At 71.8% G+C, this 23,955-nt stretch carries 22 protein-coding genes; 19 read left to right on the top strand and 3 right to left on the bottom strand.

The window, feature by feature from the left end; translation table 11 throughout:
• Positions 1-11: 11 nt before the first annotated feature.
• A complete protein-coding gene (locus tag H7A72_RS16305; protein ID WP_084451053.1) occupies positions 12-623 on the top strand; it encodes a hypothetical protein in 612 nt (203 codons plus the stop codon).
• A gap of 86 nt (positions 624-709) precedes the next feature.
• Here the strand turns inward: H7A72_RS16305 and H7A72_RS16300 are convergent, their stop codons facing one another.
• On the bottom strand, positions 710-2,053 hold the full coding sequence (locus tag H7A72_RS16300) for an MATE family efflux transporter (protein WP_185221172.1): 1,344 nt from the start codon (positions 2,051-2,053) through the stop codon (positions 710-712).
• A 373-nt stretch (positions 2,054-2,426) separates the two neighbouring features.
• Between H7A72_RS16300 and H7A72_RS16295 the strand changes: the two genes are divergently transcribed.
• The 7 genes from H7A72_RS16295 (at position 2,427) to H7A72_RS16265 (ending at position 9,662) form a co-directional block, all read left to right on the top strand.
• Positions 2,427-4,505, top strand: a complete 2,079-nt coding sequence (locus H7A72_RS16295) for a discoidin domain-containing protein (RefSeq protein WP_185221171.1) — start codon at positions 2,427-2,429, stop codon at positions 4,503-4,505.
• Between the two features lie 112 nt (positions 4,506-4,617).
• Positions 4,618-5,610 carry a MoxR family ATPase gene (locus H7A72_RS16290; RefSeq protein WP_084451059.1) on the top strand — a complete coding sequence of 331 codons (993 nt, stop codon included), beginning with the start codon at positions 4,618-4,620 and terminating at the stop codon, positions 5,608-5,610.
• A 7-nt stretch (positions 5,611-5,617) separates the two neighbouring features.
• Positions 5,618-6,499: a DUF58 domain-containing protein gene (locus H7A72_RS16285; RefSeq protein ID WP_185221170.1), complete on the top strand. Its 882-nt coding sequence runs from the start codon at positions 5,618-5,620 to the stop codon at positions 6,497-6,499.
• Positions 6,489-6,962, top strand: coding sequence for a hypothetical protein (locus H7A72_RS16280; RefSeq protein ID WP_185221169.1), 474 nt, complete (start codon positions 6,489-6,491; stop codon positions 6,960-6,962). The genes H7A72_RS16285 and H7A72_RS16280 overlap by 11 nt, the downstream gene beginning before the upstream one ends.
• The gene (locus H7A72_RS16275) at positions 6,962-7,945 is read left to right on the top strand and encodes a VWA domain-containing protein (protein WP_143445516.1); all 984 of its coding nucleotides are present in this window, start codon (positions 6,962-6,964) and stop codon (positions 7,943-7,945) included. Before H7A72_RS16280 ends, H7A72_RS16275 begins: the two co-directional genes overlap by 1 nt.
• Entirely contained in the window at positions 7,942-8,925 is a 984-nt protein-coding gene (locus H7A72_RS16270) for a VWA domain-containing protein (protein ID WP_185221168.1), read from the top strand. Before H7A72_RS16275 ends, H7A72_RS16270 begins: the two co-directional genes overlap by 4 nt.
• Complete coding sequence (locus tag H7A72_RS16265) at positions 8,922-9,662, top strand: hypothetical protein (RefSeq protein WP_185221167.1); 741 nt, start codon at positions 8,922-8,924, stop codon at positions 9,660-9,662. Before H7A72_RS16270 ends, H7A72_RS16265 begins: the two co-directional genes overlap by 4 nt.
• Positions 9,663-9,681: 19 nt before the next feature.
• Here H7A72_RS16265 and H7A72_RS16260 read toward each other — a convergent pair whose 3' ends face one another.
• Positions 9,682-10,413, bottom strand: a complete 732-nt coding sequence (locus tag H7A72_RS16260; RefSeq protein ID WP_159451185.1) for a GntR family transcriptional regulator — start codon at positions 10,411-10,413, stop codon at positions 9,682-9,684.
• A 141-nt stretch (positions 10,414-10,554) separates the two neighbouring features.
• On the opposite strand from H7A72_RS16260, the gene H7A72_RS16255 reads away from it, so the two are divergent.
• The 11 genes from H7A72_RS16255 to H7A72_RS16205 all read left to right on the top strand — a co-directional run bounded on the left by H7A72_RS16255 (position 10,555) and on the right by H7A72_RS16205 (position 23,040).
• Positions 10,555-11,577, top strand: a complete 1,023-nt coding sequence (locus H7A72_RS16255; RefSeq protein WP_185221166.1) for a Gfo/Idh/MocA family oxidoreductase — start codon at positions 10,555-10,557, stop codon at positions 11,575-11,577.
• Between the two features lie 2 nt (positions 11,578-11,579).
• Positions 11,580-12,563, top strand: a complete 984-nt coding sequence (locus H7A72_RS16250) for a TIM barrel protein (RefSeq protein ID WP_185221165.1) — start codon at positions 11,580-11,582, stop codon at positions 12,561-12,563.
• Between the two features lie 17 nt (positions 12,564-12,580).
• Positions 12,581-13,525, top strand: a complete 945-nt coding sequence (iolC, locus tag H7A72_RS16245) for a 5-dehydro-2-deoxygluconokinase (protein WP_185222430.1) — start codon at positions 12,581-12,583, stop codon at positions 13,523-13,525.
• Entirely contained in the window at positions 13,522-14,442 is a 921-nt protein-coding gene (locus H7A72_RS16240; protein ID WP_185221164.1) for a deoxyribose-phosphate aldolase, read from the top strand. Before iolC ends, H7A72_RS16240 begins: the two co-directional genes overlap by 4 nt.
• Positions 14,439-15,413: a 5-deoxy-glucuronate isomerase gene (iolB, locus tag H7A72_RS16235; protein ID WP_185221163.1), complete on the top strand. Its 975-nt coding sequence runs from the start codon at positions 14,439-14,441 to the stop codon at positions 15,411-15,413. Before H7A72_RS16240 ends, iolB begins: the two co-directional genes overlap by 4 nt.
• A gap of 3 nt (positions 15,414-15,416) precedes the next feature.
• Positions 15,417-17,372 (top strand): 3D-(3,5/4)-trihydroxycyclohexane-1,2-dione acylhydrolase (decyclizing), encoded by a 1,956-nt coding sequence (gene iolD, locus H7A72_RS16230; protein WP_185221162.1) that lies wholly within the window; start codon positions 15,417-15,419, stop codon positions 17,370-17,372.
• 79 nt (positions 17,373-17,451) lie between these two features.
• Complete coding sequence (locus tag H7A72_RS16225) at positions 17,452-18,423, top strand: substrate-binding domain-containing protein (protein WP_185221161.1); 972 nt, start codon at positions 17,452-17,454, stop codon at positions 18,421-18,423.
• A 7-nt stretch (positions 18,424-18,430) separates the two neighbouring features.
• Positions 18,431-19,471: an ABC transporter permease gene (locus H7A72_RS16220; protein WP_084451080.1), complete on the top strand. Its 1,041-nt coding sequence runs from the start codon at positions 18,431-18,433 to the stop codon at positions 19,469-19,471.
• Positions 19,468-20,352, top strand: a complete 885-nt coding sequence (locus tag H7A72_RS16215) for an ATP-binding cassette domain-containing protein (protein WP_084451082.1) — start codon at positions 19,468-19,470, stop codon at positions 20,350-20,352. Before H7A72_RS16220 ends, H7A72_RS16215 begins: the two co-directional genes overlap by 4 nt.
• 58 nt (positions 20,353-20,410) lie before the next feature.
• Positions 20,411-21,436, top strand: coding sequence for a Gfo/Idh/MocA family protein (locus tag H7A72_RS16210; protein ID WP_185221160.1), 1,026 nt, complete (start codon positions 20,411-20,413; stop codon positions 21,434-21,436).
• A gap of 95 nt (positions 21,437-21,531) precedes the next feature.
• Entirely contained in the window at positions 21,532-23,040 is a 1,509-nt protein-coding gene (locus H7A72_RS16205) for a CoA-acylating methylmalonate-semialdehyde dehydrogenase (protein ID WP_185221159.1), read from the top strand.
• Positions 23,041-23,237: 197 nt separating this feature from the next.
• On the opposite strand, the gene H7A72_RS16200 is transcribed toward H7A72_RS16205, so the two are convergent.
• Entirely contained in the window at positions 23,238-23,954 is a 717-nt protein-coding gene (locus H7A72_RS16200) for an alpha/beta hydrolase (protein WP_223277697.1), read from the bottom strand.
• Position 23,955: the final 1 nt, after the last annotated feature.

Here is a 23,955-nt window from a genome sequence, read left to right as displayed (position 1 = left end):
GGGTGACTTCCATGGGGCAGACGGACGGCAGCACGCGCGAGGACTACTGGCGCACGGTCGGGCAGGTCGGCGCGCAGCGTCGGCCGCTCGGTGACACCGACGAGCCGGCGCAGTGGCCGGGCGGGTCGTCGACCTACCGGCACGTGACGACCCCGCACTCGGGGATCATCGCGACCGACGGGCTGTCCGACGGCGCCGGCGACTCGCTGGGCCTCGAGATCTACGTCGAGGGCCGCGAGCTCGTGCAGGACCCCGACGGCGAGGGCCGCTGGCTCGTCGCGGCGCTCGAGGAGGCCGCTGGTGCGCTCGCCGCTGCGGGGGCCGAGCAGGTCGACGCCGCGCTGCGCGACCACACCCTACTCTCGCTCGAGATCTCCGCCGGCGAGGCGCCGTCCGACTGGGCCGACGCCGGGCGTCTGGGTGTGCTCGTGGGCGTCGAGCTGCCGGGGCGCCCCCAGTCCATCGGTTCCGACGTGCGGGTCCTGGCGATCACGCCGCTGCGCCCGAGCGAGCTGGCCGTGGTGACCAGCGAGGGCCCCGGTGGGCGTCGCCGCATCGCCGAGGCCCTGGCGGGCCAGGGGTGGTACTCCTACGCCGACAGCACCCGCCCGCCCGTCGCCTGACGTCGTCGGCACACGTCGCCGGACCGCCCGACCGGAGCGAGGTACCCCCCACCGGATAGGCGGTCGCGACCACCTCGACCCGTGGATCAGCGGGTCGCGCCGGTGACCGCCCACGCGTCGCCCCGGATGCGCCAGGCCATGCAGGCCCCGCGCAGCACCATGAAGGCCGTGAAGGCCAACCACAGCGTCACCACGGCCGCCTCGGGACCGTGGTCGCCGCCGACGACCCGGGCCAGGAGCACGACGGGGACGTAGGCGAGCAGCACGAGGCTCATCGACCCGGCGAGCCAGCGACCGTCGCCGGCCCCGATGAGCACCCCGTCGACGACGAAGACGTAGCCGGACAGCGGCTGGCACAGGGCGACGAAGACCAGACCCGCGGCGATCGCGCTGCGCACGGCGGGGTCGTCGGTGAAGAGCGCGGGCAGGACCCGGTGCAGCGAGAGCAGCCCGACACCGAGCACGACGCCACCCCAGATGCCCCACCGGACCATGAGCGCCGTCGCGGCGCGGGCACCGGCCGCGTCACCACTGCCGAGCTGGGCTCCGGTGAGGGCCTGGCCGGCGATGGCGAGGGCGTCGAGGGCGAAGACGAGCAGTGACCAGATCGTCGTCGTCACCTGGTAGGCGGCGAGCGGCACGTCGCCGAAGGCCGCGGCGGTCGCCACGGTGAGCAGGATGATCGCGCGCAGCGCGAGCGTGCGCACGAGGAGGGGGACCCCGTCGAGGGCCGCGGACACCACCCGTCCGACGTGCGGGCGAAGGGAGGCCCCCGCGCCTCGTCCCTGCCGCAGGATGACCGCGAGCAGCGCGAACGCCATGCCCCACTGGGCGATGACCGTGCCCCACGCGGCACCGCCGATGCCCATCCCCGCCCCGAGGACGAGGGCGATCGACAGCACGGCATTGGCACCGAAGCCGATCGCGGAGACGACGAGCGGGGTGCGGGTGTCCTGCAGGCCGCGCAGGATCCCGGTCGCGGCGAGCACGAGGAGCATTGCGGGCAGACCGAGGGCGCTGATCCGCAGGTAGACGACGGCCTCGTCGAGGGCGGCCGGGGAGGAGCCGAAGGCCTGGGCGAGCGGCCGCGCCCCCAGCCCGACGACGATCGCCGCAAGCGCCCCGAGGCCCGCAGCGAGCCAGATCCCCCCGACCCCGACCTCGATCGCACCGCGCCATGAACCGGCGCCGAACTGCCGGGCGACGACGCTCGTCGTGCCGTAGGCGAGGAAGACGAAGACCCCGGCTGCGGTGAGCAGCACCGAGCTCGCCGCCCCCAGGCCGGCGAGCGGGACGACGCCGAGCCGGCCGACGACGGCCGCGTCGACCATGAGGAAGAGTGGCTCCGCGACGAGCGCGAGGAAGGCGGGGACGGCGAGCGAGAGGATCTGCCGCGGCCCGACCTGGGCTGCGGGTGCGGGTGAGGTCACCCCCGCACCCTACGAGCGCCCTGCCGGCCCGGGTCTCGCGCCCGCGCGACCCCGCCCGAACCTGCATTGCCGTAGGGCAATGCAGGTTCAGGTGGCATGAGGGCGCATTGCCGTAGGGCAATGCGGGTTCAGGTGGGCTCGGGTTGGGTCAGGGGGGTCGGGTGGATCAGGGGGGTCGGGTGGTCTAGGCGGCCCAGAGGCGGGCGTAGCGGCCGCCGGCGGCGACGAGTTCGTCGTGGGTGCCGGCGGAGCGGTGCCCCCGCCGTCGCGGGAGGGGCCGGCTGCTCGATCGCCGCCCCATGAGAGCACATCGGCGCTCGGCCGCCATCACGGGCGAGGGAGCGCTACAGTTACTCGCGAGTAGGAGCTTGGCATGACCGCACCGCACCGCCGCACGAGGCGAGGGTTGATCCCCTTCGTCCTGCTCCTGCTCGTCGCCCTGCTCGGCGGCAGCGCCACGGGGGCGGGAGCGGACCCCCAGCCGTGGTACGAGCAGAGCGACCCGCTGCCGGAGGACTCCGAGCTCGGCGTCACCGGGGCGCCGTTCACCGGGACCGGGCCGAAGGGGGAGGTGCGTGGCCTCATCGACGCGCACACGCACCTGATGTCCGACGAGGGCTTCGGCGGCGACATCGTCTGCGGCAAGACCTTCAGCGAGCTCGGCATCGAGGACGCCCTCACCGACTGCCACAGCCACGGCAGCGACGGCCGCACCGGCCTCATCGAGAACGTCACCCACCTCGAGGGCAAGGGGCCGCTCGACCCGCACGACACCGATCTCTACCCGACCTTCAAGGACGCCCCCACGTGGTCCTCCCTCACCCACCAGCAGATGTACTACCGCTGGGTGGAGCGGGCCTGGCGCGGTGGCCAGCGGATCATGGTCGCGGACACGGTCAACAACTCCGTCCTGTGCTCGCTGCCGACCCAGGTCAACACCAGCTCGTGCAACGACATGGACGTCGTGCGTCGCCAGGTGAAGAAGACCAAGGAGCTCGAGGCCTTCGTCGACGCGCGCCACGGCGGCCCGGGCAAGGGCTGGTTCCGCATCGCCTACTCGCCGGAGGAGGCCCGGCGCTATGTCGAGCAGGGCAAGATGGCCGTCATCCTCGGCATGGAGGTCTCCGCTCCCTTCGGCTGCGGCATGACCCTGGGCGTCTCGCACTGCTCCAAGGCCAAGATCGACGCCGGTCTCGACGAGGCCAAGGAGCTCGGGATCCGCTCGATGTACCTGTGCCACAAGTTCGACAACGCGCTGTGCGGGGTGCGCTTCGACTCCGGGACCCAGGGCATCGTCGTCAACGTCGGCAACTTCCTGACGACCGGGCAGTTCTGGCAGGTGGAGCGCTGCCGGACGCAGCTGCACGACAACACCGTCGAGGGCGGGGTCATCCCGCCCAAGGTCGCCGAGCTCGTCCCCGGACAGGTGCTGCCGATCTACCCGGAGGGCCCGCACTGCAACCGGCGCGGGCTGACCTCGCTGGGCGAGTACGCCCTGCGCGGGATGATGGACCGCGACCTCATGGTCGAGATCGACCACCAGAGCGTCAAGGCGGCCTCGCGGACGATGGAGATCCTCGAGTCCGAGGCCTACCCCGGCGTCATCTCGAGCCACTCGTGGATGGACAAGCACTTCACCGAGCGGGTCTACCGGCTCGGCGGGTTCATCACCCAGTACGGCCACGGTGCCGAGGAGTTCGTCGAGGAGGGGCACGCCGAGCGGCCGGTCCGGCAGAAGTACGACGTCGGCTACGGCTTCGGCATGGACATGAACGGCTTCGGCGGGACGCCGCCGCCCCGTGACGACGCGGCCGACACACCGCTCGTCTACCCCTTCGCTCCCGTCACGGGCTCCGGGAGCGTCGACCGGCAGGTGACCGGTCAGCGGATCTGGGACTACAACCGGGACGGCGTCGCCCACTACGGGATGGTCCCGGACTGGGTCGAGGACATGCGCAGCAACCACGGCACGGAGGGCCGGCAGGTCGTCGACGACCTGCTGCGCGGTCCCGAGTCCTACCTGCGCACCTGGGCGGCGACGACCGGCTGGGAGCAGGGTGCCGACCTGACGAAGGGAGCGGTCGCCACCGCGAGCAGCACGGAGTGGAGCCTCACCGGCAAGCTGCGCCCCGGCAGTGCCATCGACGACGACGCCGCGACTCGCTGGTCGAGCCGGTGGGGCGACGACGCCTGGTGGGCGGTCGACCTCGGCACCCCGCGGATCGTGCGCCGGGTGAGCCTGGACCAGGAGGCCGCCCACGCCTCGCGCTACCGCGTGCAGACCAGCCTCGACGGGCAGTCGTGGACGACCGTGGCGACGGTGACCGACGGCGACGGCGGGCTCGACACCCACACCATCAGCCCGACGTCCGCGCGGCACGTGCGGGTGGTCACCGACGAGCGGGCCACGAGGTACGGCGTCTCGCTGCACGAGGTGCGGGTGACGAGCTAGGTCGCCGGGTCTCGACCACCGTGGGGCCGGGGGAGTGCTCCCCAGTGCCCCGGCCCCGGTGACTCCGTAGAGTGGCGCCGTCACCACGGACACCACAGCGAAGGGGAGCGACGTGCCGCCCACGAGCAGGATCAGCAAGGACCAGCTGGAGCGGGCCCGGAGCCTCGTCGCCTCGGTCGACAAGGGCTTCGAGTCCAAGGTCGTCGGCCAGCGACGGCTGCGCGAGACCCTCCTCATCGGTCTGCTCACCGGCGGTCACGTGCTGCTGGAGTCGGTGCCCGGCCTGGCCAAGACGACGGCCGCGCACGCGCTCGCGACGGCCATCGGTGGTTCCTTCAAGCGGATCCAGTGCACCCCCGACCTGCTGCCGAGCGACATCGTCGGCACCCAGGTCTACGACGCCAGCCAGGGCAAGTTCGTCACCCAGCTCGGCCCCGTGCACGCCAACTTCGTCCTGCTCGACGAGATCAACCGCAGCTCGGCCAAGACGCAGTCGGCGATGCTCGAGGCGATGCAGGAGCGGCAGACCTCCATCGGCGGCCAGGTCTTCAAGGTGCCCGAGCCCTTCCTCGTCCTCGCGACGCAGAACCCCATCGAGCAGGAGGGCACCTACGTCCTGCCCGAGGCCCAGCTCGACCGCTTCATGCTCAAGGACCTGCTCGACTACCCCAGCCCGGCAGAGGAGGCCGAGGTCGTGCGCCGCATCGACGCCGGCGTCTTCGAGCAGCCCGAGCGGGCGATGATCGACATCGCCGACGCCCGCGAGCTGCAGCGTCTGGCGGGGTCGGTCTACCTCGACAAGGCGATCCTCGACTACATCACCTTCCTCGTGGCGGCGACCCGCACCCCGCACAAGGTCATGCCGCCGGAGCTGGCCCGCTACGTCGAGATCGGCGCCAGCCCGCGAGCCTCGATCGCCTTCGCCAAGGCCGCCCGGGCCGCCGCGCTCCTCCAGGCGCGCGACCACGTCATCCCCGAGGACGTGCGCCACCTGGCCCATCGCGTCCTGCGCCACCGCGTGCTCCTCACCTACGAGGCCACCGCCGACGACGTGCGCGTCGAGACGATCATCGACGCCATCGTGCGCTCCGTGCGCACCCCGTAAGGACGTCATGACGCGTCTGGTCCACAAGGTCAAGGGCAAGCTGTCGATCCACGTCCGACGCCGGTCGGTCGCGCTGCTCGACGGCGGCTACGCCTCTGTCCACAAGGGCCGCTCGATGGACTTCGACGACCTGCGCGAGTACGCGGTCGGTGACGACATCCGGGACATCGACTGGAAGGCATCGGCCCGGCACGGCTCGATGCTCATCAAGCGTTATGTCGCCGAACGCCACTTCTCGCTCATCATCGTCATGCCCGCCGGCCGGGAGATGGCCGCGACGGCCGCCGGTGGTGAGCCCAAGCGCGACATCGCCGTCCTCGCCGCCGGGGTCCTGGGCTGGCTCGCGATCCGGCACGGCGACGACGTCGCGATGATCAGCGGTGCCCCCGGACGCATCCACGCGACCCGCGCCCGCAGCTCCGAGGGTCACCTCGAGCACCTGCTGCAGGAGACCCTGGCGCGCTCGCAACCGGACTCGCCCTCCTCGGACCTGCCCGGGCTCCTGCGGCACATCACCCGCAACGTCAAGGGCCGCAAGGTGCTGCTCGTCGTCGCCGACGACGGCGTCGAGCCCGCCGAGGTCGAGGACACGCTGCGCTCCCTTCGCCTGCGGCACGAGGTGATCTGGGTCGACGTCGCCGACCTCGACCCGCTCGGGGTCGACCCCGAGACCCTCGTGCGCGATGTCGCCGTCGACCACCCGCTGCCCGACCTGCTGCTCTCCGACCGGGAGCTCGCGACCGCCTTCACCCGGTCCGAGAGCACCCGCCGCCACGACATCGAGGCCATGCTGCGGCGCACCGACGTCTCGTCGGCCCGCGCCGGTCACACCGACGAGGTCGTCCCGATGATCGTCAAGATGCTCGAGAGGAGGCGTCGTGGACGCTGACCCGATCTACCTCGAGCCGCAGGGCTACTCGGTCATCTGGCCCGTGCTCGGCTTCTTCATCATCTTCGGGCTGCTCGTGTGGGCCGCGTGGATCTGGCTGCTCACCCGGCCCCCCGAGTCCGAGGACGGCTCCGGCTCGCTGCCGCCCGCGGCGCTGCTCAAGCTGCGCCGCGACGCCCTCGCCCGGATCGACAAGGTCGAGGCGGCGGTCGCCGCCAAGAAGACCTCGCCGCGCGCCGGACACCACGAGCTGTCGCAGATCGTGCGCGGCTTCGTCAGCAAGGCGAGCGGGCTCAAGGCCGAGACGATGACCGCCGCCGACCTGCGTGAGCGCGGTCCGGCGCACCTGGCCCAGCTCATCGAGGAGTACTACCCGCGGCAGTTCGGCCAGGCCGAGGCCGACCCGCCGAGCTTCGCCCGCTCCGCCAAGGCCGCGCGTGACGTCGTCGGGGGGTGGTCGTGATGGGTCTGGCCTTCTGGTGGCTCACCCTGCTCCTGGTCCTCGCGGTCCTCGCGGTCGCCGGCCTCGGCTGGTGGCGAGCCGGGCGCGACACCGCCGCCCGCGACGCGGTGCTCGTCGCCCACTCACGGCGACTGACCCGGCTGCCGGCCTACCGCGCCGCGATCGGGCGGCAGAAGGTGCGCCTCGCGAGCATCGCCGCGCTGCTGGCCGTCGTGCTCCTGCCGCTCGCCGTCGCCGCCGGTCGCCCCGGTACGACCGAGACGATCGACCCGGAGAAGAACAACCGCGACATCATGCTCTGCCTCGACGTCTCCGGCTCGATGTACTCGACCGACCGGGCCGTGCTCGAGAACTTCTCCGAGATCGTCAAGAGCTTCCGCGGCGAGCGGATCGGGCTGGTGCTCTTCAACAACCAGGCCGTCACCGCCTTCCCGCTCACCGACGACTACGACCTCGTCTCGGAGCAGCTGGCCGGCTACGCCGAGGGCTTCACGCTCTTCGGCGGCAGCGAGTACGACCCGACCTCGGGCACCTTCAACGAGCGCATCCTCGCCAGCTCGCTCGTGCCCGATGGACTCGCCAGCTGTGTGCAGAACTTCGACCACGCCGAGGAGGACCGCCCACGCGCGATCATCCTCGGCACCGACAACGACGTGCACGGCGACGGGGTCTACACCCTCGACGAGGCGACCGAGCTGGCCAAGGAGCGCAAGATCCGCGTCTACGCGCTCAACCCGCTCGCCATCGGCAGCGACCACACCGAGCTCTCGGCCGCGACCGAGGAGACCGGGGGCCGGACCTGGGGGCTCGACCAGCCCGGGGCGACCGAAGAGGTGACCAAGAACATCGAGAAGCTCGAGGCCGCCCGGCTGCCCGATGTCGCGCCGGTCCATGTCCGCACCGACCTGCCGCGGGTGTGGCTCGTGCTCAGCCTCATCGGCCTGGTCGTGCTCTACCCGCTGCTGTGGAGGTGGCGCCGATGAGCTGGCACCCTGTCCTGCCCTGGCCAATCGTCGTCGTCCTCGGGCTGCTCCTCGTCGGCTTCACCCTGTGGCGCCTGCTCGTCGACTCCCACCACCGGGTGCGCTGGGGGCTGCGGCTCGCGACCGCCGTGGCGATGGTCGTCGCCCTCATGGGCCCGGCCGTCAACGGCGCGATCGCCCGTCAGGCCGCCTCCGACGTCAGCGTCTTCTTCGTCGTCGACACGACGACCTCGGCGATGGCGCGCGACCACAACGGTGACAAGACCCGCCTCGAGGGCTATCGCGAGGACATGGCCAAGATCCAGGAGGAGATGCCCGGGGCACGCTTCGCCATCATCACCTTCGACTACACCGCCCGCGTGACGATGCCGCTCACGACCGACACCAATGCGCTGAAGACGGCCGCCGACAACCTCCGGGCCGAGAACAGCCTCTACTCCGGCGGGTCGTCGGTGACCGTTGCCCAGGAGCGGCTGAAGCTCACCCTCGAGGGGGCCAAGAAGCGCCAGCCCGAGCGCTCGCGCGTCGTCTTCTACCTCGGCGACGGCGAGCAGACCGCGAGCGAGGAGCCGGCCCCGTTCGACCTGGGTGACCTCGTCGACGGTGGCGCCGTCCTCGGCTACGGGACCGAGGCGGGCGGCCGGATGGCGTCGACCTCGGCGGACGGCACGACCGGTGAGGACATCAAGGACAGCCAGGGCAACCCCGGCGTCAGCAAGATCGACGAGAAGCAGCTCGAGGAGATCGCCGACCAGCTCGGCGTGCCCTACACCCACCGCGCCGGCGGCGACATCGCCCCGGCCCTCGAGGACGCCGACCCCGGCACGACGGTCGAAGGGGAGGGCGCGGCCATCGAGACCTACACCTCGCTCATCTGGGTCTTCGCCCTGCTCATGTCGCTGCTGCTGCTCATCGACCTCTTCGTCACCACGCGCGAGATCGGCCGACTGCGGCGGGTCGAGGCAGGAGGCACGCCATGACGGCACCCATCGAGCCGCGGCTGCGGCGCCGCCGCCGGATGATCCTCGCGACCATCCTCCCGGCGATCGTCCTGGTCGTCCTGGCCATCCGCTTCCTCACCCTGCCCGTCTTCATCGGGCAGGCGCAGGACGCCCACGGTGGCGACGACGGTCCCGGCATGGTCAAGGCGGCCGACCGACTCCACCCGCTCAACATCGTCGAGCGGTGGCGGGCCCCCTTCGTCGAGGGGACCGGCAAGTCGATCGACGGTGACCTCGAGGGCGGCCGGGCCGACCTCGAGACCGCGCTGGAGCGCACCAAGAACCCGCAGGACGACTGCACGGTGCGCACCAACCTCGTCATCACGATCTCCCAGCAGGCCGATGCCGCCAAGGAGGCCGGTGACGAGGACAAGGAGAAGTCGCTGGCCGAGGAGGCGCTGAAGCTCATCGAGGAGGGCCCCGAGGGCTGCCTCGACGGCAGCGACGACGGCAACGGCGGCGAGGCCGGCCGCAAGCAGCAGGAGCAGAAGGACAAGCTCGAGGAGCAGACCGGCAAGTCCCAGCCCGAGGAGCCGCAGGAGCCCGAGGACAAGGGCGACGACGGCGAGGGCGAGGACGAGGAGAAGAAGGACCCGAAGCAGAAGGAGCTCGAGGAGCGCAACCAGCAGGGTCAGCGCCAGTCCGAGACCGACCGCCGCGAGGAAGAGGGCGAGGAGAAGGGCAGCTCCGGCGCCGGCGTCGACAAGCCCTGGTGACTCAGCAAGCCCTGGTGACTCAGCGCTCGTCGAGCATGAGGTCGATCGTGTAGTCCTCGGCGCGGTAAGCGTGGTCGCCGAACTCGATGGCCGCCCCCGAGGCGTCGAAGGCCATGCGGGTCATCGTCAGCACCGGCTGGCCGGAACGCAGCCCGAGCGCCCGCCGCTCGGCGGCCGTCGGCATGCGCGCCCCGATCGACTGGCGCGCGACGACCGGCTTGACCCCCCGCTTGCGCAGCAGCGCGTAGAGCCCTTGGGCCTCGAGGCTCTCGAGGGTGATCTCGGCGTGGGCCGGCGGGAGCCAGTTGTGCATGATCGCCAGCGGCTGGTCGCCGGCGGAGCGCACCCGCACCACCGAGAGCATCTCGGTGTCGGCCGCGAGGTCGAGTGCCGCGGCGGCCCGCTCGTCGGTGCGCATCTCCATCTCGATGACGCTCGTGCGCGGCTCGCGCCCCTCGGCCTCGAGGTCGTCGAAGAGCGAGGACAGCCGGGCCTTGCGGTGCACCTTGCGGTTGGCGACGGTCGTGCCCAGCCCCCGGCGGCGCACGAGCAGCCCCTGGTCGACCATCTCCTGGATCGCCCGGCGGACGGTCGGCCGGGAGAGCGAGAGGCGCCCCGCGAGGGCGACCTCGTTTTCGAAAGGGTCGCCGGGCTCGAGGCGTCCGTCGTCGATCGCGGCGGTCAGCTGCTCGGCGAGCTGGTGGTACAGCGGCACCGGGGACTCCCGGTCGATGACCACCTCGAGCTGCATCGCTGACATGGTCGGAGCATACGCGGCGGGGTGCATGACAGCCATACGTCAGTATGTCCTGACAAACTGTTGACAGGCCCCTTGGCGTGGGGAAGAGTGACCCGCACACCCCGCACGAACCACGCAAAGGAGCGTCCCCGGATGCGGATCGGACTCGTCGGCCTCGGCCGGATCGGCGCCTTCCACGCCGAGACCCTCGTCGGGTTGCCGGAGGTCGACACCCTCGTCATCACCGACGCCCGCGACGGCATCGCCGACGAGGTCGCCGCCCGCCTGCGCGCGACCGGTTCGGTGGCGCAGGTCGAGGTCGTCGCCCCCGACGCGCTGATCGACGCGGACCTCGACGGTCTCGTCGTCGCGACCGCCACCAACGGCCACGCCGAGTGGATCCGCCGCGGTGTCGAAGGGGGCGTCCCCACCTTCTGCGAGAAGCCCGCTGCCGGCAGCCTCGACGAGACGATCGAGCTGGCCCGTCTCGAGGCGAGCAGCGGGGTCCCGGTGCACATCGGGCACCAGCGGCGCTTCGACGTCGGCTTCCGCCGGGCGCAGGAGGCCGTCGCCTCCGGCGAGCTCGGCTTCGTCCACACGATCCGGGCCAACACCCACGACCAGGCGCCCCCGCCGGCGGAGTTCATCCCGACCTCGGGCGGCATCTTCCGCGACTGCGGGGTCCACGACTTCGACGCGGTCCGCTTCGTCACCGGCCGCGAGATCGCGAGCGTCTACGCGGTGGGCGCCAACAAGGGCGCCGACTTCTTCGCCGAGGCCGGCGACGTCGACACCGGCGCGGCGGTGCTCACCCTCGACGACGACACCCTCGTGCTGATGTCGACGACCCGCTACAACGGCGGGGGCCACGACGTGCGCATGGAGGTCATGGGCGAGCGCGGCACGATCACCGCCGGCCTTGACCACTCGCTGGCCATGGTGAGCGCCGAGCCCGACGTCGACTTCCCCCGCGGCCCGCAGCGCTGGTCCTTCATGGAGCGCTTCCTGCCGGCCTACCGGGCCGAGCTCACCGCCTTCTTCGAGGTGGCCGTCGGCCGCCGCGAGAGCCCCTGCACGATCGCCGACGCGCTCGAGGCCTATCGCACCGCCGAGGCGTGCGAGCTCTCGCGCGCCGAGCGCCGCCCCGTCGCCATGACCGAGATCCGAGGACTGTGACCATGATCGCCGCCACCACGCGTCGCCCGCTCACCGAGCGCATCGCCGCCGCCCCGATCTCCTGGGGGGTGTGCGAGGTCCCCGGCTGGGGCTGGCAGCACCAGCCGCCGACCGTGCTGACCCAGATGCGCGACCTGGGCATCGCGGCGACCGAGTTCGGGCCCGACGGCTTCCTCCCCGACGACCCGCAGGGCAAGGCCGACACCCTCGCCGAGTACGGCCTGGCGGCGGTCGGGCAGTTCGTACCCGTGGTCCTGCACGACCCGGCGATCGACCCCCTTCGCACCGTCGAGACCGCGATGGCCGGCCTCGTCGCGGCCCGGGCGACCACGGTCGTCATCGCCGCCGCGACCGGCGCGGAGGGCTACGACGCCCGCCCCGAGCTCGACGACCAGCGCTGGACCACGCTCTTGGCCAACCTCGACCGGATCGCCGATGCCGCTGCGGCGCAAGGCCTCACGGCCACGCTGCACCCGCACGTGGGGACGATGGTCGAGTCCGGCGAGGAGACCGACCGGGTGCTCGCCGGCTCCCGCATCGGGCTCTGCCTCGACACCGGTCACCTGCTCATCGGCGGGGGTGACCCCGTGCGAGTCGCCCGGGAGCACCCGCAACGGATCGCCCACATGCACCTCAAGGACGTCGACCTCGCCTGGGCCCGCAAGGTGCAGGACGGCTCGGCCAGCTACACCGATGCCGTCGCGGCCGGCATGTACGTCGCCCTCGGTCGCGGTGACGTCGACATCGCCGCCATCGTCGCCTCCCTCGAGACCGCCGGCTACGGCGGCTGGTACGTCCTCGAGCAGGACACCGTCCTGGCCGGTGACCCCGCCGACCCCGTCACGCCGCAGGGGGCCGCGGACCCGGTCGCCGACGTGCGCGAGTCGGTGGGGTACCTGAGTGAGGTCGCGCGGGTGGTCGAGGGGTCTCGAGGCTCGTCGCAGAGCTCCTCGCACCTCGACCAGCGAGAGGGGACGCAGGCGTGACCTACGACCTCATCACCATGGGCCGGACGGGGGTGGACATCTACCCCCTCGACCACGGGGTCCCGCTGGAGGAGGTGCGCACCTTCGAGAAGTTCCTCGGCGGGTCGGCGACCAATGTCGCCGTCGCCGCCGCGCGCCACGGTCGCTCGGCCGCCCTCATCACCAAGACGGGGGCCGACGCCTTCGGCCGCTACGTGCGCGCCGAGGCCGAGCGCCTCGGTGTCGTCGGTGACTTCATCACCCCGATCAGCGGTGACGGGCCGCCGACGCCGGTGACCTTCTGCGAGGTGCATCCGCCCGACGACTTCCCGCTGTACTTCTACCGCTACCCGACCGCGCCCGACCTCATGCTCACCGAGGAGGACCTGCCGCTCGAGGCGATCCGCGGCGCGCGGGTCTTCTGGACCACGGTCACCGGGCTGAGCGCCGAGCCATCGCGGGCGACCCACCACGTCGCCTACGCCGCGCGTGGCCGGGCCGAGCACACCGTCCTCGACCTCGACTACCGGCCGATGTTCTGGGCCGACCCGAGTGAGGCGACCCACGAGGTCGGCCGCGCCCTCGAGCACGCGACCATCGCCGTCGGCAACCGTGAGGAGTGCGAGGTCGCCGTCGGCGAGACCGACCCCCAGCGCGCTGCCGACGCCCTGCTCGAGCGCGGACTCGAGCTGGCGATCGTCAAGCAGGGCCCCCGCGGGGTGCTCGCCGCGACCGCCGACGAGCGGGTGGAGGTTCCCCCCTTCGCCGTCGAGGTGGTCAACGGACTGGGTGCCGGTGACGCCTTCGGCGGGGCCCTCGTCCACGGGCTGCTCGAGGGCTGGGACCTGCGGCGGATCCTCGAGTTCGCCAACGTCGCGGGAGCGATCGTCGCCTCCCGGCTCGAGTGCAGCACCGCGATGCCCACGGTCGCCGAGGTCGAGGCCGGCCTGGCCAAGTGGGCGGCGAAGGGAGTCCGGGCATGAGCACGCAGCCGGTCACCGGGGCGACGCGCCCCGTTGCGGTCGACATCGCCGACATCACCGGCACCCGGGCCACCGACCCCGGTGCCATCGCCCGCGGCTGGGCCGCCCGCACCCGCCGCCCGCTCCTGGCCGACGACGGCCGGATGCTCCTCGTCGCCGCCGACCACCCGGCCCGCGGCGCCCTGGGCGTGCGGGGTCAGGCGATGGCCATGGCCTCGCGCTCGGACCTGCTGCGCCGCCTGGCCACCGCGCTGTCGCGGCCGGGCGTCGACGGGGTGCTGGGCACCCCCGACGTCCTCGACGACCTGCTGCTCATGGGGGCGCTCGAGGGCAAGGTCGCCATCGGGTCGATGAACCGCGGTGGGCTGCAGGGCTCCTCCTTCGAGCTCGACGACCGCTTCACCGGCCACACGGCCGCCGAGATCGTCGCCAGCGGCATCGACGGCGGCAAGATGCTCACCCGCATCGACCTCGACGACCCAGCGAGCGTCGCCACCCTCGAGGCGAGTGCCCGAGCGGTCACCGAGCTCGCCGCGCACTCGACCATGGCGATGGTCGAGCCCTTCTGGTCGACCCGTCGCGACGGCAAGGTCGTCAACCTCCTCGACCCCGACTCGACGATCCGCTCGATCACCGTCGCCTCCGGGCTCGGCGCCACGAGCGCGCACACCTGGCTCAAGCTGCCCGTCGTCGACGAGCTGGAGCGGGTCATGGACGCCACGACCCTGCCCTCGCTGCTCCTCGGCGGCGACCCCCAGGGCGACCCCCGCGACACCTACGCCTCATGGGGCCGCTCGCTGACCCTCCCGCAGGTGCGCGGGCTCGTCGTCGGGCGCGCCCTGCTCTACCCGCCCGACGGCGACGTCGCGACCGCCGTCGACATCGCCGCCGACCTCGTCCACGGAGGCGCCGCATGAGCCACGCCCCTCGCACCGGAGCCGACAACGACCGGTGGTACCTCCCCTTCGCGCCGCAGGGAGCCGCCTGGGCCGTCGAGGTCACCGACGAGATCGACGGCTGGCAGCACACCAGCCTGCGGGTGGCCGTGCTCGCGCCGGGTGCGTCCGTCGGCCACCGGCTCGACGGTCAGGAGGCGCTCGTCGTGCCGCTCGTCGGCGGGGTGAGCGTGACCGCTGACGGCACCGAGCACGTGCTGGCCGGTCGCCCGAGCGTCTTCGCCGGCCCCACCGACGCGCTCTACGCCCCTGCGGGGACGGCCCTGGAGCTGACCAACACCGGCGACGCCGAGGCACGCGTCGCGGTCTGCGGTGCCCGGGTCGACGACCCTAGCGGTGGGGGACGCGAGGTCGTCGTGATCGGCGCCGACGGGGTGCCCGTCGAGCAGCGCGGCGCCGGGGCGTGCAGTCGTGAGGTGCGCGGTCTCGGCATGCTCGACACGCTGCCGGCCGCCGAGCAGATCCTCGTCTGCGAGGTCGTCACGCCCGCCGCCGGCTGGTCCTCCTACCCGCCGCACAAGCACGACACCGACCGGCCCGGTCAGGAGAGCGAGCTGGAGGAGATCTACTACTTCGAGACCCAGTCCGTCGGTGACGCCGACGCTGGGCGGGCGCCGCTCACCCGGGGCACCGACCGCGAGGACGGCCGCCAGCCCGTCGGCTACCAGCAGGTCTACGGAGCGGAGGGGCGACCCATCGACGTGCTCGTCGAGGTGGCCACCGGTGACACCGTGCTCGTCCCGCACGGCTGGCACGGCCCTGCGATGGCCGCGCCCGACGCCGACCTCTACTACCTCAACGTCATGGCCGGCCCCGGCCCCGAGCGGGCCTGGCTGATCTGCGACGACCCGGCGCACGGCGCGATCCGGGAGACCTGGGCCCTTCGAGACAGTCGCTGCGCGACTTCCTCAGGAACCGAGGAGGCGCGATGACGGGTGCGGCTGACCGTGGCGCAGGCGGTGGTGCGCTTCCTCGGCGCGCAGTGGAGCGAGCGCGACGGGGAGCGCCAGCGCCTCTTCGCCGGGGTGCTCGGCATCTTCGGCCACGGCAACGTGGCCGGCGTCGGCCAGGCCCTGCTCCAGGAGGAGCTCGCCGCCGGCGAGGGCGGGCCCGCGCTGCCCTACGTGCTCGCCCGCAACGAGCAGGCGATGGTCCACACCGCCGTCGCCTACGCCAAGCAGCGCGACCGGCTCCAGACCTGGGCGTGCACCGCCTCGGTCGGCCCCGGCAGCACCAACATGCTCACCGGAGCCGCGCTCGCGACGATCAACCGGCTGCCGGTGCTCCTCCTGCCGAGCTCGACCTTCGCCACCCGGGCCGCGGGGGCGCTGCTGCAGGAGCTCGAGCAGCCGCACGGCGGCGACCTCACCGTCAACGACGCCTTCCGCCCGCTCTCGCGCTTCTACGACGAGGTGCGCCGGCCCGAGCAGCTGCCGGCGATCCTCCTCGCCGCGATGCGGGTGCTCACCGACCCGGCCGAGACCGGCGCGGTGACGATCTCGCTGCCGCAGGACGTGCAGGCCGAGGCCTTCGACTGGCCGGTCGAGCTCTTCGCCGAGCGCACCCACCACATCGCCCGGCCGCCGGCCGAGGCCTCGCGGATCGCGGCCGCCGCCGAGATCATCCGCTCCGCGCAGCGCCCGATGATCGTCGCCGGCGGTGGGGTGCACTACTCCGGCGCCGAGGACGCCCTCGCCGCGCTGTGCGAGGCGACCGGGATCCCCGTCGGCGAGACGCAGGCGGGCAAGGGGTCGCTCCTCCACGGCCACCCGCAGCTCCTCGGAGCGGTCGGGTCGACCGGCACGACGGCCGCCAATGCCGTTGCGGCGCAGGCCGATGTCGTCATCGGCATCGGCACCCGCTACCAGGACTTCACGACGGCGAGCCGGACCGCCTTCGCCGCCGACGGGGTGCGCTTCGTCAACCTCAACATCACCCCCTTCGACGCGGTGAAGCACTCCGGCCTGACCGTCGTCGGTGACGCCCGCGAGGCGATCACGGCCCTGACCGCCGCCCTCGACGGCTGGGGCGTCGACGACGACCACCGGCAGGAGCAGACCCGGCTGTGGGCGGAGTGGGACGCGCAGGTCGAGGCGGCGCACCACCCGTCGCCCGAGGTCACCGATGCGCTCGCCGACGGGCTGCTCACCCAGGGCGAGGTGCTGGGACTGGTCAACGAGCTCTCCGACCCGCGTGACGTCGTGCTCTGCGCTGCCGGTTCGATGCCCGGCGACCTGCACAAGACGTGGCGGGTGCGCGACCGGCGCGGCTACCACGTCGAGTACGGCTACTCCTGCATGGGCTATGAGGTGCCCGCCTCGATCGGGATCCGGTGGGCCGACCCGACCCGCGAGGTCTGGGCCATGGTCGGCGACGGCGGCTACCTGATGATGCCGACCGAGCTCGTCACGGCCGTGCAGGAGCGGACCAAGGTCATCGTCGTGCTCGTGCAGAACCACGGATTCCACTCCATCGGGTCGCTGTCGGCCTCGCTCGGCAGTCAGCGCTACGGCACCGCCTACCGGGCCCGGGGCGACGGGGGCCGCCTCGACGGCGACCGGCTGCCCGTCGACCTCGCCGCCAATGCCCGCTCGCTCGGCGCGCACGTCATCGAGGTGCACGACCGGGCGGGCCTCGAGGCCGCCATCGCCGAGGCCAGGGCGGCGCCGGCCGACGCAGGCCCCGTCGTCATCCACGTCGAGACCGACCCCATGGTCTTCGGGCCCGACTCGCGCTCGTGGTGGGACGTGCCCGTCGGCGAGGTGAGCGAGCTCGAGAGCACCCGCGCCGCGCGGGCCGAGTACGAGCAGGCGAAGTCCCGGCAACGAACGCATCTCGCCCCGGCGGATCTCCCGCCGTCCGGCACACCGGACAGCGACACTCACAACTGAATCGAAGCCGGCGCCACCCGGGCGCCGCTCCCCGACGTCCCCCGCAACGGAGCGGGAGAGATGAAGAAAGGCTGGACCCATGTCCCGTATCACCCGCGTCAGCGTCGTCGCGACATCGGCCGTGGCCGCTCTCGCCCTGGCTGCCTGCTCCTCCTCCGGGGGCAAGCAGACGGACGAGGGAGGCGGCGGTGGCGGTGGCGGCGTCGACACCCCTGAGATGACGGTCGCCTTCATCACCCACGCCGAGCCCGGAGACACCTTCTGGGACCAGGTCCGTGCGGGGGCCGAGGACGCCGCGAAGAAGAACAACGTCAAGCTCGAGTACACCGCCAACCCCGAGGGGGCCGGGCAGTCCAACCTCGTCCAGCAGGCCACGGACAAGAAGGTCGACGGCATCGCCGTCACCCTCGCCAAGCCCGAGGCGATGAAGGGCAATGTCGAGAAGGCCGTCGCCGCCGACATCCCCGTCGTCGCGCTCAACGCGGGCATGGACGACTGGAAGGAGATGGGCGCGCTGTCCTTCTTCGGCCAGGACGACGAGCTCGCCGGCGAGGCCGCCGGTGAGCGGCTCACGGAGGAAAAGGCGGGCACGACCCTCTGCGTCATCCAGGAGCAGGGCCACGTCGGCCTCGAGTCCCGGTGCAAGGGCGTCGCCGCGACCTTCGACAAGTCGGAGAAGATCTACGTCAAGGGCACCGACACCGCCAACGTCCAGTCGACGATCACCGCCAAGCTGCAGCAGGACAAGGACATCACCCACGTCCTGACGCTCGGGGCCCCCTTCGCCCTCATCGCCCAGAAGTCCGTCGACGAGGCCGGCAGCAAGGCCAAGGTCGCGACCTTCGACCTCAACGACGAGGCGCTGCAGCAGATCAAGGACGGCAACATCGAGTGGGCCGTCGACCAGCAGCCCTACGTCCAGGGCTACCAGGCCGTCGACTCGCTGTGGCTGCGCGTCAACAAGGGCGCGTCCGTCGGCGGTGGCGAGCCGAGCTTCACCGGCCCCGCCTTCGTCGATGACAAGAACGTCGATCTGCTGCTCGAGGACTGATCCACCGATGACCGCACCTTCGATCGCCCCCGAGGCCGATGACCGGGTCGTGGCGAAGGGGAGGATGGGCCTCCTCTTCGCCCGACCGGAGGTCGGGGCCCTCATCGGGGCCCTGGCCGTCATGGCCCTCTTCCTCGCCGTCGCCCCGTCCTTCCGCAGCCTGGGCAACACCGGCACGATCCTCTACGAGGCCTCGGCCATCGGGATCATGGCCGTCGGCGTCTCGCTGCTCATGGTCGGTGGCGAGTTCGACCTGTCGACCGGTGTCGCCGCCACCGCGTCGGGCATCTGCGCGGCCCTCACGGCGTGGAACTTCGGGCTCAACGTCTGGATGGGGGTGATCGCGGCCCTCGTCTTCTCGCTCGCCGTCGGTGCCTTCAACGGCTGGCTGCTCATGCGCACCGGGCTGCCGAGCTTCCTCGTGACGCTCGGGACCTTCTTCGTCCTCCAGGGCGCCAACCTCGCGGTCACCCGACTCGTCGGTGGGACCGTCTCGACGCCGACGATCTCGGACATGGACGGCTTCGAGTCGGCCCAGCGGGTCTTCGCGTGGAGCGTGTCGATCGGGCCGGTCAACATCAAGGCCCTCGTCGTCTACTGGCTCGTCATGGTCGTCATCGGCGCCCTCGTCCTGCAGCGCACGCGCATCGGCAACTGGATCTTCGCCGTCGGTGGTGACGCCGACGCCGCCCGCGCCGTCGGTGTCCCCGTCAAGGCGGTGAAGATCGGGCTCTTCATGACCGTCGGCTTCTGCGCGTGGATGCTCGGCATGCACCTGCTCTTCAACTACCAGGTGATGCAGTCCGGCGAGGGTGTCGGCAACGAGTTCATCTACATCATCGCCGCGGTGGTCGGTGGCTGCCTGCTCACCGGTGGCTACGGCTCGGTCGTCGGTGCGGCCCTCGGCGCGCTGATCTTCGGCATGACCCGCCTGGGCATCAACTACGCGGGGTGGAACGTCGACTGGTTCTACACCTTCCTCGGCGCGATGCTCCTGCTCGCCACCCTGGTCAACCTCTACGTCAAGAAGAAGGCGGATGCGCGATGAGCACGCAGACCGGGCCGCGGCGCGCGGCCGACGTCCAGCCCCTCGTCGTCATGCAGGACGTCGGCAAGTCCTACGGCAACGTCAACGCACTGCAGGGCGTCAACCTCGAGGTCTACCCGGGTGAGGTGACCTGCGTTCTCGGCGACAACGGCGCGGGCAAGTCGACGCTCATCAAGATCATGGCCGGCCTGCACGAGCACACCGCGGGCACCTTCGAGATCAACGGGGTGAGCCGAAACCTCGCCTCGCCGCGCGCGGCGCAGGCCCTGGGCATCGCGACGGTCTACCAGGACCTCGCCCTGGCGCCGCTCATGTCGGTGTGGCGCAACTTCTTCATGGGCAACGAGATCCGCAAGGGTCCCTTCCTCGACTCGCGGGCGATGCGACGCATCGCCGACGAGGAGCTGCAGAAGATGGGGATCCACATCGGGGACCTCGACCGGCCCGTCGGTGGCCTCTCGGGTGGGCAGAAGCAGTGCATCGCCATCGCCCGCGCGATCTACTTCGGCGCCAAGGTCATCATCCTCGACGAGCCGACCGCGGCCCTGGGCGTCAAGCAGTCGGGGGTGGTCCTCAAGTACATCGCCAAGGCTCGCGATGCCGGCCTCGGGGTCGTCTTCATCACCCACAACCCGCACCACGCCTACCTCGTCGGCAACCACTTCATCATCCTCAAGCTCGGTCGGCTCACCCTCGACGCGCACCGCGACGAGCTGACGCTCGACCAGCTGACCGCGGAGATGGCCGGTGGCCAGGAGCTCGACGCGCTCAAGCACGAGCTCGGCGACGTCGACCCCGGCAAGACCGTCGACCCGGACAACCCGGAGGTCCAGCTCGCCGGACCGGGCAAGCCCCAGGTGCAGGAGGAGGAGCCGCAGTGACCTCTCTTCGCCCACCGGTCCCTGAGGTGCGACGAAGCAGCCTCGAAGGGAGCCTGCGGTGACCTCCCTTCGCGTCGGGGTCGTCGGCGTCGGCCTCATGGGGGCCGACCACGCCCGCCGCCTGGCCACCCGCATCGCCGGCGCGAGCCTGGTGGCGCTCGCCGACCCCGACGTCGAGCGGGCGCAGGCGCTCGCCGACGACCTCGGCGGGGCCGGCGGCCCGGTGCGGGTGCACGCCGACCCGCTCGACCTCGTCGCCGACGAGGGTGTCGACGCGGTGCTGCTCGCCTCGCCCGGGTCAGTCCACGAGGAGCAGCTCCTCGCGTGCATCGAGCGCGGGGTCCACGTCCTGTGCGAGAAGCCGCTCACCATGGACGGCGACTCGTCGCGGCGGGTCGTCGAGGCCGAGCGCGCCGGTGGACGTGACCTGGTGCAGGTGGGCTTCATGCGGCGCTTCGACCCGGAGTACGTGCGGCTGCACGAGATGCTCGCGGACGGGCGCTTCGGTCGCCCGCTCGTGCTGCACCAGACGCACCGCAACCTGTCCGTGCCCAACCCCGACTTCCGCTCCGAGATGATCGTGCGCGACTCCCTCGTGCACGAGGTCGACTGCGCGCGCTGGCTGCTCGGCGAGGAGATCGCCTCGGTCCAGGTCATCGGCCCGACGCCGACGCGGCACGCCCTCGACGGGGTGGTCGACCCGCAGATCTCGATCTTCCGGATGGCGTCGGGCGCGGTGGTGACCAATGAGGTCTTCGTCAACAGCCGCACCGGCTACGAGGTCCGCGTAGAGGCCGTCGGTGAGGACGGCAGCGCGATCATCGGCCGCCCGTGGGGCGAGGTCTACACGACGACCGCGGGCCACGACGGCGCGGCCGGCACGTGGGGTGGGCCGATCGTGCCCGACTACCGCGTGCGCTTCGAGCGGGCGTACGACCTCGAGGTCCAGGCCTGGGTCGACGCGAGCCTGCGTGGCGAGGTCGTGGGTGCCACGAGCCGGGACGGGTGGATCTCGACGCTCGTCTGCTCCGCCGGCATGGAGTCCCTGGCGAGCGGACGACCGGTCGACGTCGCCCTGCCCTGAGGCTCCCCCTTCGCCCGACGAAGGGGGGTGACGCCCCCTTCGGTAGTTGTTAGTATGTAAGGACAAAGTCCGCCGTTGCCCAAAGGAGGGCACAGATGAGCGCCACCACGACCGCGCCCGGTCGCATCACCCACCTCGTCGGTCACCATTCGTGGCAGGGGGAGCCCGGCCGCACCAGCGAGGTCTACAACCCCGCGACCGGTGAGGTCACCGGCACCCTCGACCTGGCCAGCGCCGACACGGTCGACGAGGTCGTGGCCAAGGCCAAGGCGGCGGCACAGGAGTGGGGGCACGTCTCGCTCGCCCGGCGCGTCCGGGTGCTCTTCGCCTTCCGGCAGCTGCTCGAGGAGCGCAAGGACGAGATCGCCAAGGCGATCACCGCGGAGCACGGCAAGACCTACGAGGACGCCAAGGCGGAGATCTCGCGCGGCCAGGAGGTCGTCGAGTTCGCCTGCGGCATCCCGCAGCTGCTCAAGGGCGGCTTCTCCGAAAACGTCTCGACGAGCATCGACGCCTACTCGATCCTCCAGCCGCTCGGGGTCGTGGCGATCATCTCGCCCTTCAACTTCCCGGCGATGGTGCCGCTCTGGTTCGTCCCCGTGGCTGTCGCGACGGGCAACACCGTCGTCATCAAGCCGAGCGAGAAGGACCCGACGGCGGTCAACCTCATCGCCGACCTGTGGCGCGAGGCCGGGGTCCCCGACGGCGTGGTCAATGTCGTCCACGGCGACAAGGAGGCGGTCGACGCGCTGCTCGACCACACCGACGTCAAGGCGGTCTCCTTCGTCGGGTCGACGCCGATCGCCCGCTACGTCTACGAGCGCGGGGTCGCCGCCGGCAAGCGCGTCCAGGCGCTCGGCGGCGCGAAGAACCACATGCTCGTGCTGCCCGACGCCGACCTCGACCTGGCCGCCGACGCCGCGGTCAACGCCGGCTACGGTGCGGCGGGGGAGCGGTGCATGGCCATCTCGGTGGTGATCGCGACCGACGCGATCGCCGACGAGCTCGTCGCCAAGATCGCCGAGCGCACCCGCACCCTGCGCACCGGTAACGGCATGGGCGAGTCCGACATGGGCCCGCTCGTCACCCGCGCGCACCTGGACAAGGTCACCGGCTACGTCGAGGAGGGGGTCGCCTCCGGCGCGGAGCTCGTCATCGACGGGCGCGAGGGTGCGGGCGACCTGGGTGAGGGCTTCTTCCTGAAGCCGACGCTCTTCGACCGGGTGACGCCGGAGATGTCGATCTACACCGACGAGATCTTCGGCCCGGTGCTCTCGGTCGTGCGGGTGGGGTCCTACGACGAGGGCCTGCAGCTGATCAACGACAACCCCTACGGCAACGGCACGACGATCTTCACCAACGACGGTGGGGCTGCGCGGCGCTTCCAGCACGAGGTCGAGGTCGGGATGGTCGGCATCAACGTGCCGATCCCCACGCCGATGGCCTACTACTCCTTCGGTGGGTGGAAGAACAGCCTCTTCGGTGACACCCACGCCCACGGCATCGAGGGCGTGCACTTCTTCACCCGGACCAAGGCGGTCACCCAGCGCTGGCTCGACCCGAGCCACGGGGGCCTCAACCTCGGGTTCCCGCAGAACGACTGACGACGGCGCGGCGCGCCGACCGAGCGTCAGCGAGGGTGGGTGAGCGGCCTGGCGGGCAGCGTTATCGCCACCCGGCGGCGTTGGTGTCACCTGGTTGCCCTTCTCCGGGGGGCCAGGTGACACCAACGCCGTCAGGCTCGACCCCGTCCCCCTTCGACCGGGGTGGCTCGCGGGCTCCCTTCGTCCGGGGAGCCCGATCAGCCGATGTGCTCGTGCACGAAGGCGAGGACGTCGTCGAGGACCTCTTCGCGGTTGGTCTCGTTGAAGATCTCGTGGCGGGCGCCGGGGTAGCGCTTGGAGGGGGCGCCGTCGGGGGCGATGTGCGCCCAGCCCTCGTCGGAGCGGTCGATCGGCACGAGCTGGTCGTCGGCGCCGTGCAGCCAGATCGTCGGGACCGTGAGGCGCCCACCGCGGGTGATCGCCTCGAGGCAGGCGCGCAGCGCGAGCAGGGTCGGGCGCTTGAAGTCGCCGTGCCAGACGAGCTCGTCGGCCTCGTAAGCGCGGCCGACGTCGGGTTCGCGGCTGAGGGTGGTGATGTCGATCGGCGTCGGCGGGATCTCGTCGAGGTCGGCCAGGGTGGTCGGCTCCCAGGAGCCGAGCACCGGGCCGGAGAGCACCGTTGCCGTGAGCGTCTCGGGGTGGCGCTGGGTGTAGCGGGCGGCGATCATGCCGCCCATCGAGTGCCCGATGAGCACGAGCGGCAGGTCGGGCTGCTCCTCGTGCGCGCGCTGCACGAGCAGGTGCAGGTCGTCGACGACACCCTCGAAGTCGTCGACGAGCACTCGCTCGCCCTCGCTGCGTCCGTGGCCGATGTGGTCGTGCGCGTAGACGACTGCGCCGTCGGCGGTGAGCCGCTCGGCCACCCACTGGTAGCGCCCGACGTGCTCGCCGTAGCCGTGGGCGATGACAGCCACC

The sequence above is a fragment of the Janibacter sp. YB324 genome (assembly GCF_014217915.1).
In the GTDB taxonomy this organism is placed as follows: domain Bacteria; phylum Actinomycetota; class Actinomycetes; order Actinomycetales; family Dermatophilaceae; genus Janibacter; species Janibacter indicus.
The sequence above is the reverse complement of the archived record's forward strand: the minus strand, read 5'-3'. Positions and strand labels throughout refer to the sequence as shown.

What these genes read in the sequence shown, in the direction of transcription:
- H7A72_RS16250 (WP_185221165.1), top strand. Translation starts at nt 11,580, where the DNA reads ATGATCGCCGCCACCACGCGTCGCCCGCTCACCGAGCGCATCGCCGCC.
- H7A72_RS16255 (WP_185221166.1), top strand. Translation starts at nt 10,555, where the DNA reads ATGCGGATCGGACTCGTCGGCCTCGGCCGGATCGGCGCCTTCCACGCC.
- iolB (WP_185221163.1), top strand. Translation starts at nt 14,439, where the DNA reads ATGAGCCACGCCCCTCGCACCGGAGCCGACAACGACCGGTGGTACCTC.
- H7A72_RS16295 (WP_185221171.1), top strand. Translation starts at nt 2,427, where the DNA reads ATGACCGCACCGCACCGCCGCACGAGGCGAGGGTTGATCCCCTTCGTC.
- H7A72_RS16220 (WP_084451080.1), top strand. Translation starts at nt 18,431, where the DNA reads ATGACCGCACCTTCGATCGCCCCCGAGGCCGATGACCGGGTCGTGGCG.
- H7A72_RS16215 (WP_084451082.1), top strand. Translation starts at nt 19,468, where the DNA reads ATGAGCACGCAGACCGGGCCGCGGCGCGCGGCCGACGTCCAGCCCCTC.
- H7A72_RS16275 (WP_143445516.1), top strand. Translation starts at nt 6,962, where the DNA reads ATGGGTCTGGCCTTCTGGTGGCTCACCCTGCTCCTGGTCCTCGCGGTC.
- iolC (WP_185222430.1), top strand. Translation starts at nt 12,581, where the DNA reads ATGGGCCGGACGGGGGTGGACATCTACCCCCTCGACCACGGGGTCCCG.
- H7A72_RS16225 (WP_185221161.1), top strand. Translation starts at nt 17,452, where the DNA reads ATGTCCCGTATCACCCGCGTCAGCGTCGTCGCGACATCGGCCGTGGCC.
- H7A72_RS16270 (WP_185221168.1), top strand. Translation starts at nt 7,942, where the DNA reads ATGAGCTGGCACCCTGTCCTGCCCTGGCCAATCGTCGTCGTCCTCGGG.
- H7A72_RS16265 (WP_185221167.1), top strand. Translation starts at nt 8,922, where the DNA reads ATGACGGCACCCATCGAGCCGCGGCTGCGGCGCCGCCGCCGGATGATC.
- H7A72_RS16240 (WP_185221164.1), top strand. Translation starts at nt 13,522, where the DNA reads ATGAGCACGCAGCCGGTCACCGGGGCGACGCGCCCCGTTGCGGTCGAC.
- H7A72_RS16260 (WP_159451185.1), bottom strand. Translation starts at nt 10,413, where the DNA reads ATGCAGCTCGAGGTGGTCATCGACCGGGAGTCCCCGGTGCCGCTGTAC.
- H7A72_RS16305 (WP_084451053.1), top strand. Translation starts at nt 12, where the DNA reads ATGGGGCAGACGGACGGCAGCACGCGCGAGGACTACTGGCGCACGGTC.
- H7A72_RS16285 (WP_185221170.1), top strand. Translation starts at nt 5,618, where the DNA reads ATGACGCGTCTGGTCCACAAGGTCAAGGGCAAGCTGTCGATCCACGTC.
- H7A72_RS16205 (WP_185221159.1), top strand. Translation starts at nt 21,532, where the DNA reads ATGAGCGCCACCACGACCGCGCCCGGTCGCATCACCCACCTCGTCGGT.